This window comes from Streptomyces sp. NRRL B-1347, from assembly GCF_000720325.1.
Taxonomy (GTDB): Bacteria; Actinomycetota; Actinomycetes; order Streptomycetales; family Streptomycetaceae; genus Streptomyces.
This window is the reverse complement of sequence record NZ_JOJM01000011.1, coordinates 145108-152896: the sequence shown is the minus strand read 5'-3', so window position 1 is coordinate 152896 and position 7789 is coordinate 145108. Positions and strand designations below refer to the sequence as shown.

The window sequence follows — 7789 nt, the reverse complement described above, 5'->3', positions numbered from 1 at the left end:
GAAGTTCGGCGGTGACAGCGTGCCGGAGACCCGGCGCAACGTCACCTCCTACCTCGACCACCTCCAGATCCGGTGAACCACCCGGCAGCAGAAGGCGCCCACGCGCCGCGCATCGTGCTCGTCGGGCCCATGGGCTCCGGCAAGTCCACCGTCGGCGGGCTGCTCGCCGAGCGGCTCGGCCTGCCCTACCGCGACACCGACGCCGACATCGTCGCGGCCCAGGGCCGCGAGATCTCCGACATCTTCGTCGAGGACGGCGAGGAGCACTTCCGCGCCCTGGAGCGCGCGGCGGTGCGCACCGCCGTCGCCGAGCACGAGGGAGTCCTCGGCCTCGGCGGCGGCGCGGTCCTCGACGAGGGCACCCGGTCGCTGCTGCACGGCCTGCCCGTCGTCTATCTCTCGATGGACGTCGAGGAAGCCGTGCGCCGCGTCGGCCTCGGCGCCGCGCGGCCGCTGCTCGCCGTCAACCCGCGCAAGCAGTGGCGCGAGCTGATGGACGCACGCCGCCACCTGTACGAAGAAGTCGCCCGCGCCGTCGTCGCCACCGACGGCCGGACCCCTGAAGAGGTCGCCGAAGCGGTCCTCGACGCCCTGGAGTTGACTGAAGCATGAGTGAGGCAGTGACGCGGATCCCCGTCGGCGGTACGGCGGGCACGGAGCCGTACGAGGTGCTCGTCGGGCGGCAGCTGCTCGGTGAGCTCGGCGGCCTGATCGGCGACTCGGCCAAGCGCGTGGCCGTCATCCACCCCGAGGCGCTCGCCGACACCGGCGAGGCGCTCTGCCAGGACCTGGCGGACCAGGGGTACGAGGCGGTGGCCATCCAGGTGCCCAACGCCGAGGAGGCCAAGACCGCCGAGGTCGCCGCCTACTGCTGGAAGGCGCTCGGCCAGTCCGGCTTCACCCGCACCGACGTGATCGTCGGCGTGGGCGGCGGCGCCACCACCGACGTGGCCGGGTTCGTGGCCGCGACCTGGCTGCGCGGGGTGCGCTGGATCGCGATCCCCACGACCGTGCTCGCCATGGTGGACGCGGCGGTCGGCGGCAAGACCGGCATCAACACCGCCGAGGGCAAGAACCTGGTGGGCTCCTTCCACCCGCCCGCGGGCGTGCTCTGCGACCTCGCGGCGCTCGACTCGCTGCCGGTGCACGACTACGTCTCCGGGCTCGCGGAGATCATCAAGGCCGGGTTCATCGCGGACCCCGCGATCCTCGACCTGATCGAGGCCGACCCGCAGGCGGCCCGCACGCCCACCGGGCCGCACACCGCCGAGCTGATCGAGCGCTCCATCAGGGTCAAGGCCGACGTCGTCTCCGGCGACCTGAAGGAGTCCGGCCGCCGCGAGATCCTCAACTACGGCCACACGCTGGCGCACGCCATCGAGAAGAACGAGCGCTACAAGTGGCGGCACGGCGCCGCCGTCGCGGTCGGCATGCACTTCGCGGCCGAACTCGGCCGACTGGCCGGACGGTTGGACGACGAGACGGCGGACCGGCACCGCACGGTCCTGGAGTCCGTGGGCCTGCCCCTGAGCTACCGCTACGACCAGTGGCCCAAGCTCCTGGAGACGATGAAGGTCGACAAGAAGTCCCGCGGCGACCTGCTGCGCTTCATCGTCCTCGACGGCCTGGCCAAGCCGACCGTCCTGGAGGGGCCGGATCCGGCGGTGCTGCTCGCCGCGTACGGCGAAGTAGCCGACTGACCGTTCGCTCCGCCCGCGCGCGGGCGGAGCGAAACAAGCCACGGGCACTTCGGGGCCGTCCCGGCCGTTCACACAACGTCGGCCGGGGGCGGTACCGTTCCATGCGGGTGGCCCTGCCGCCCGTACCAGGTCAGTCGCACGAGACGGAGTGGCACCGGATGCAGCACACCGTGGGGTCTCCGCTGCCGCCGCCCCCTCAGCCGGGGCACGGACCGGCCACCGGCTGGTCGATGGCCGCCCATCATCCGAGTCTCCCGCAGCCGGGCCCGGTGCCCGTCGGCGCACCGCACGGAGCACCCGCGCCGGGCTTCGCGGGCGCCCCCTCCGGTCCCGCCCCGCACCACCCGGGCCAGGCCCCCCTGCCGAGCGCGACGCACGCCCCGGGAGCCCCACCGGCCCCCCACGCCCCCGCCGGAGCGCCGCCCCCCCACGCGGCCCCGCCCGCCGCGCACCACGCCCCGGCCCCGGCGCCGCCCGCCCGCGACACCACGAGCCACATCCAGCTCCCGCCCGGCGGCCCCGTCGCCGTGCCCAGCCCGCCGCCGGGACCGGCCCCGGCCGACACCGGCTCCACGACCCTCGCCGTGCTCCTCATCGGCCCCGCGGGCGCGGGCAAGACCAGCGTCGCCAAGTACTGGGCCGAGCACCGCCGCGTGCCCACGGCCCACATCAGCCTCGACGACGTCCGCGAATGGGTCCGCTCGGGCTTCGCCGACCCCCAGACGGGGTGGAACGACCACTCCGAGGCGCAGTACCGCCTGGCCCGCCGCACCTGCGGCTTCGCCGCGCGGAACTTCCTGGCCAACGGCATTTCCTGCGTCCTCGACGACGCCGTCTTCCCGGACCGCCCCGTCGTCGGCCTCGGCGGCTGGAAGCGGCACGTGGGCCCCGGCCTGCTGCCCGTCGTCCTGCTGCCCGGCCTGGAGATCGTCCTGGAGCGCAACGCCCAGCGCTCGGGCAACCGCCGCCTCACCGACGAGGAGGTGGCCCGCATCCACGGCCGCATGGCCGGCTGGTACGGCTCGGGCCTGCCCATCATCGACAACTCCCAGCTGGACGTCCCCGCCACCGCCCGCTTCCTGGACGAGGTCCTGACCAGGGCCCTCACGAGCCCACCGAAGTGGTAGCGGCCCGGCCGTAGCGCCCCTCCCACGGGCCCCAGGCGCCCCGCTGCGGGCCCGACGGGCCCGTCAACCGCTCCGCCCCCGCCCCCTCGTACGCGCGGTGCCGACGCCCGGTCGGACGCGCTGAGACAGCCGGGGCCGGGGTGCGCTCTTAGGCTCGCCCCATGTCAGAGGTGTACGCGGCTCGGCGGGAGCGGCTCAGGGAGCAGTGTGCGGGGAGCGGCGCGGCCCTGGTGTCCCGGCCCGCCAACATCCGCTATCTCGCCGGTGCGGCGCCCAGCGGGGCCGCCCTTCTCCTGGGCCGGTCCGAGGACGTACTGCTGTGCCCCCGGCCGCCGGGGGAGGGGGCGGAGGACGGCCCCGAGCGGCCCGACGCCGAGCTGCGCACCCGGGTGCTCGACACGCCGGACGGCGACGCCGCCGTCGCGGCGGCCGGGCAGGCGGTGGCGCAGGGCGCGGACTCCCTCGCCGTGGAGGAGCACCATCTGAGCGTGGCCCGGCACCGGGCCCTGGCCTCCGTGGCGCCCCGGCTCCGCCTGGTCGACCTCGCACGCGGCGTGGAGCAGCTGCGCCTCGTCAAGGACGAGGAGGAGATCTCCTGTCTGCGGATCGCGTCGGAGATCGCCGACCAGGCCCTCGGGGAGCTCCTGGAGTCGATCCTGGTGGGACGCACCGAGCGCCATCTCGCCCTGGAGCTGGAGCGGCGGCTCGTCGACCACGGCGCGGACGGCGCCGCCTTCCCGACCTCCGTGGCCACCGGGCCGCACTCCGGGCGCGGCGGCCACCGCCCCACCGACCGGCGCGTCGAGGAGGGCGACTTCCTGTCCGTGTGCCTCGGCGCCGCGTACCGCGGATACCGGAGCGAGATCGGGCGGACCTTCGTGATCGGCACCTCCCCCGCGGACTGGCAGATCGAGCTGTACGACGTCGTCTTCGCCGCTCAGCGGGCCGGGCGTGAGGCCCTCGCACCCGGCGCCGCCTGCCGCGACGTGGACCGCGCGGCCCGCCACGTCCTGGACGCCGCCGGGTACGCGGAGGGCCTCGCTCCGCGCACCGGACACGGCGTGGGGCTCGAAATCAACGAGGACCCGCAGTTGGCGCCCGCAGCCATGGGTAAACTGGACGCTTGCGTGCCGGTCACCGTCGAACCGGGGGTTCACCTCCCGGGCCGGGGCGGGGTCCGGATCGATGACACGCTCGTCGTTCGCTGCGAAGCGGACGGCGGACCCGAGCTACTCACCATCACGACCAAGGAGCTGCTCGCGCTGTAGCGCGTGCGCCGGGGTCGTCCACGTCAGTCCAGGAGATTCCGCAACCGTGGCTTCCACGAACGACCTCAAGAACGGCATGGTGCTCAAGCTCGACGGGGGCCAGCTCTGGTCCGTCGTCGAGTTCCAGCACGTCAAGCCCGGCAAGGGCCCTGCCTTCGTGCGCACCAAGCTGAAGAACGTGCTCTCCGGGAAGGTCGTCGACAAGACGTTCAACGCCGGCGTCAAGGTCGAGACCGCCACTGTCGACAAGCGCGACATGCAGTTCTCGTACATGGACGGCGAGTACTTCGTCTTCATGGACATGGAGACCTACGACCAGCTGCACATCGACAAGAAGGCCGTCGGCGACGCCGCGAACTTCCTGATCGAGGGCTTCACCGCCACGGTCGCGCAGCACGAGGGCGAGGTCCTCTTCCTCGAGCTGCCCGCCGCCGTCGAGCTCGTCATCCAGGAGACCGAGCCGGGCGTCCAGGGCGACCGCTCCACCGGTGGCACCAAGCCCGCCACCCTGGAGACCGGCCACCAGATCAACGTGCCGCTCTTCATCACCACCGGTGAGAAGATCAAGGTCGACACCCGTGACAGCAGCTACCTCGGCCGGGTGAACAGCTAACCGTGGCCGCCCGTAACACGGCCCGCAAGCGCGCCTTCCAGATCCTCTTCGAGGCCGACCAGCGTGGCGTCGACGTACTCACCGTGCTCGCGGACTGGGTGCGCCACTCGCGGACCGACACGCGCCAGCCGCCGGTGAGCGAGTACACGATGGAGCTCGTCGAGGGCTACCAGGAGTACGCGGCCCGCATCGACGAGCTGATCTCCCAGTACGCGGTGGGGTGGACGCTCGACCGGATGCCGGTCGTCGACCGCAACATCCTGCGGCTCGGCGCGTACGAACTCATCTGGGTGGACGGTACGCCGGACGCCGTCGTCCTCGACGAGGCCGTCCAGCTCGCCAAGGAGTTCTCGACCGATGACTCGCCCGCTTTTGTGAATGGGCTGCTCGGTCGGTTCAAGGACCTCAAGCCGAGCCTTCGCCGGGACGCATAGCGTTCAGTTCGATTTCGCGGCACCCCGGAGGGCCCGCGGCCAATACGGCCGCGGGCCCTCCGGGGTTTTCCGTACGGCGGCGAAATCCACCGGGTCCGACAAAGCCGCCACCGCGGCGCCCGACAAAGCTGCCACTGGGCATGACAAAGCCGCCGGGGTGGCCGGAAACCCTCTCTGGGTTTCCGGCCACCCCGGCGGCACGTTTCTGCTGGATTCGCCCTTGACGGGCTCAGACCTCTTCGTGGGCCACGGCGCGGCGCGCGTCCGCGTCCAGGACGCCCCAGCTGATCAGCTGCTCGGTGAGCACCGACGGCGACTGATCGTAGATCACGGCGAGGGTGCGCAGGTCGTCCTGGCGGATGGAGAGGACCTTGCCGTTGTAGTCACCGCGCTGGGACTGGATCGTGGCGGCGTACCGCTGCAGCGGGCCTGCCTTCTCGGCGGGGACGTGGGCGAGCCGCTCCAGGTCAAGGACCAGCTTGGGCGGCGGCTCTGCGGCACCGCCGGGCGGGGTGCCAGGCAGCAGTTCCTGCACCGGAACGCCGTAGAAATCCGCCAGCTCGGCGAGGCGCTGCACGGTCACGGCGCGGTCGCCGCGCTCGTACGACCCCACCACGACCGCCTTCCAGCGACCCTGGGACTTCTCCTCGACACCGTGGAGGGAAAGGCCCTGCTGGGTACGGATGGCGCGGAGCTTGGCCCCGAGCTGTTTGGCGTATTCGCTGGACATATAGCTCCCCGGACGCTGTGACAACGTGCGGCTCCGCCGCGCGGCTGGTGACTCACTGTGAGGTTACGCAGCGTTACTTGGCTGCGTCAAGCCGAATGGGTCCGAGGGCCCCTTCCGAGGGGGAGGTGACGGCCCACGTTGCCGTTGCTGGTACCGTGAAAGACGCTGTAGGCGCCAGATGGCGCAAATTAGACGTCCTTTAAAGTCCGTCCCGTGAGGCGGAGAAGGAGGTCCGTTTTCATGGACACGCATGCCTCCGGTGTGCCGCGGCCCGTTCTCGAAGGCCCGGACATCGCACGGGTGTTGACCCGTATCGCCCACGAAATCGTGGAGCGCGCCAAGGGCGCCGACGACGTCGTGCTGCTCGGCATTCCGACCCGCGGCGTCTTCCTCGGCCGGCGGCTCGCCGCCAAGCTCGAGGAGATCACCGGCCGCAAGGTCCCCGTCGGCTCCCTCGACATCACGATGTACCGCGACGACCTGCGCATGCATCCGCCGCGTGCGCTCGCCCGCACCGAGATCCCCGGTGACGGCATCGACGGCCGCCTGGTCGTCCTCGTCGACGACGTGCTCTTCTCCGGCCGCACCATCCGCGCCGCCCTCGACGCCCTGAACGACATCGGCCGCCCGCGCGCGGTGCAGCTCGCCGTCCTCGTCGACCGCGGTCACCGAGAACTGCCCATCCGCGCCGACTACGTCGGCAAGAACCTCCCGACGTCGCTGCGGGAGACGGTCAAGGTCCAGCTCGCCGAGGAGGACGGCCGCGACGCCGTGCTGCTCGGTGCCAAGCCGACCGCCGCGGCCGGCGAGCAGTAGCCCGCCCCGTACCGGTACCGGACCCGCCGGGTCCGTACTGACGCGCGCCCGCGTGCCCGCTGCCCGGCCCAGGGGCGCCCCCAGGCCTGATGCACACCTGAAATCCCTTACGGAGCCCACCAGATGATGCGACACCTCATCTCGGCCGCCGACCTCACCCGCGACGACGCCGTGCTCATCCTCGACACCGCCGAGGAGATGGCCCGCGTCGCCGACCGGCCGATCAAGAAACTGCCGACGCTGCGCGGCCGTACCGTCGTCAACCTCTTCTTCGAGGACTCGACCCGCACCCGGATCTCGTTCGAGGCCGCCGAGAAGCGGCTCTCCGCCGACGTGATCAACTTCAGCGCCAAGGGGTCGAGCGTCTCCAAGGGGGAGTCCCTGAAGGACACCGCGCAGACCCTGGAGGCCATGGGCGTCGACGCCGTCGTCATCCGGCACGGGGCCTCCGGCGCGCCGTACACACTCGCGAACTCCGGCTGGGTCGACGCGGCCGTCATCAACGCCGGCGACGGCACCCACCAGCACCCCACGCAGGCCCTGCTCGACGCCTTCACCATGCGCCGCCGCCTCGTCGGCCGCGACACCGGCCTCGGCCAGGACCTGAGCGGCAAGCGGATCACGATCGTCGGTGACGTGCTGCACAGCCGCGTCGCCCGCTCGAACGTCGACCTGCTGCACACGCTCGGCGCCGAGGTCACCCTCGTCGCCCCGCCCACCCTGGTGCCGGTCGGCGTCGAGCACTGGCCGTGCGAGGTGTCGTACGACCTGGACCGCGTGCTGCCGAAGTCCGACGCCGTGATGATGCTGCGCGTCCAGCGCGAGCGCATGAACGCCGCGTTCTTCCCGACCGAGCGCGAGTACTCGCGCCGCTACGGCCTGGACGGCGACCGCATGGCCAAGATGCCCGACCACGCGATCGTGATGCACCCGGGCCCGATGGTCCGCGGCATGGAGATCACCGCCGAGGTCGCCGACTCCGACCGCTGCACGGTCGTCGAGCAGGTCGCCAACGGCGTCTCCATCCGCATGGCCGTCCTCTATCTGCTGCTCGGCGGCCAGGAGCCCGCCGTCACCCACACCCGTACCGAGGAGAAGTAG

The 7789-nt window shown here is 72.1% G+C and carries 9 protein-coding genes; 8 read left to right on the top strand and 1 reads right to left on the bottom strand.

The window, feature by feature from the left end:
• The first annotated feature begins 129 nt into the window (after nucleotides 1-129).
• The 6 genes from IG74_RS0113325 to nusB all read left to right on the top strand — a co-directional run bounded on the left by IG74_RS0113325 (nucleotide 130) and on the right by nusB (nucleotide 5142).
• On the top strand, nucleotides 130-612 hold the full coding sequence (locus IG74_RS0113325; RefSeq protein WP_051854846.1) for a shikimate kinase: 483 nt from the start codon (nucleotides 130-132) through the stop codon (nucleotides 610-612).
• Nucleotides 609-1700 (top strand): 3-dehydroquinate synthase, encoded by a 1092-nt coding sequence (aroB, locus tag IG74_RS0113320; RefSeq protein ID WP_030674896.1) that lies wholly within the window; start codon nucleotides 609-611, stop codon nucleotides 1698-1700. Before IG74_RS0113325 ends, aroB begins: the two co-directional genes overlap by 4 nt.
• Before the next feature lie 158 nt (nucleotides 1701-1858).
• Nucleotides 1859-2827 (top strand): AAA family ATPase, encoded by a 969-nt coding sequence (locus tag IG74_RS0113315; protein WP_030674893.1) that lies wholly within the window; start codon nucleotides 1859-1861, stop codon nucleotides 2825-2827.
• 161 nt (nucleotides 2828-2988) lie between these two features.
• Complete coding sequence (locus tag IG74_RS0113310) at nucleotides 2989-4095, top strand: aminopeptidase P family protein (protein ID WP_030674890.1); 1107 nt, start codon at nucleotides 2989-2991, stop codon at nucleotides 4093-4095.
• Nucleotides 4096-4141: 46 nt separating this feature from the next.
• On the top strand, nucleotides 4142-4708 hold the full coding sequence (gene efp / locus IG74_RS0113305; protein WP_030674886.1) for an elongation factor P: 567 nt from the start codon (nucleotides 4142-4144) through the stop codon (nucleotides 4706-4708).
• A gap of 2 nt (nucleotides 4709-4710) precedes the next feature.
• Nucleotides 4711-5142 (top strand): transcription antitermination factor NusB, encoded by a 432-nt coding sequence (gene nusB, locus IG74_RS0113300; protein ID WP_030674883.1) that lies wholly within the window; start codon nucleotides 4711-4713, stop codon nucleotides 5140-5142.
• Between the two features lie 229 nt (nucleotides 5143-5371).
• On the opposite strand, the gene bldD is transcribed toward nusB, so the two are convergent.
• Entirely contained in the window at nucleotides 5372-5872 is a 501-nt protein-coding gene (gene bldD, locus IG74_RS0113295; RefSeq protein WP_016638847.1) for a transcriptional regulator BldD, read from the bottom strand.
• A gap of 240 nt (nucleotides 5873-6112) precedes the next feature.
• Between bldD and pyrR the strand changes: the two genes are divergently transcribed.
• Complete coding sequence (pyrR, locus tag IG74_RS0113290) at nucleotides 6113-6688, top strand: bifunctional pyr operon transcriptional regulator/uracil phosphoribosyltransferase PyrR (protein WP_030674879.1); 576 nt, start codon at nucleotides 6113-6115, stop codon at nucleotides 6686-6688.
• Nucleotides 6689-6811: 123 nt separating this feature from the next.
• Entirely contained in the window at nucleotides 6812-7789 is a 978-nt protein-coding gene (locus IG74_RS0113285) for an aspartate carbamoyltransferase catalytic subunit (RefSeq protein ID WP_030674876.1), read from the top strand.

Bases quoted from the DNA above. Each gene is read 5' to 3' on its own strand.
- pyrR (WP_030674879.1), top strand. From the start codon at position 6,113: ATGGACACGCATGCCTCCGGTGTGCCGCGGCCCGTTCTCGAAGGCCCG.
- bldD (WP_016638847.1), bottom strand. From the start codon at position 5,872: ATGTCCAGCGAATACGCCAAACAGCTCGGGGCCAAGCTCCGCGCCATC.
- aroB (WP_030674896.1), top strand. From the start codon at position 609: ATGAGTGAGGCAGTGACGCGGATCCCCGTCGGCGGTACGGCGGGCACG.
- IG74_RS0113310 (WP_030674890.1), top strand. From the start codon at position 2,989: ATGTCAGAGGTGTACGCGGCTCGGCGGGAGCGGCTCAGGGAGCAGTGT.
- IG74_RS0113325 (WP_051854846.1), top strand. From the start codon at position 130: ATGGGCTCCGGCAAGTCCACCGTCGGCGGGCTGCTCGCCGAGCGGCTC.
- IG74_RS0113285 (WP_030674876.1), top strand. From the start codon at position 6,812: ATGATGCGACACCTCATCTCGGCCGCCGACCTCACCCGCGACGACGCC.
- IG74_RS0113315 (WP_030674893.1), top strand. From the start codon at position 1,859: ATGCAGCACACCGTGGGGTCTCCGCTGCCGCCGCCCCCTCAGCCGGGG.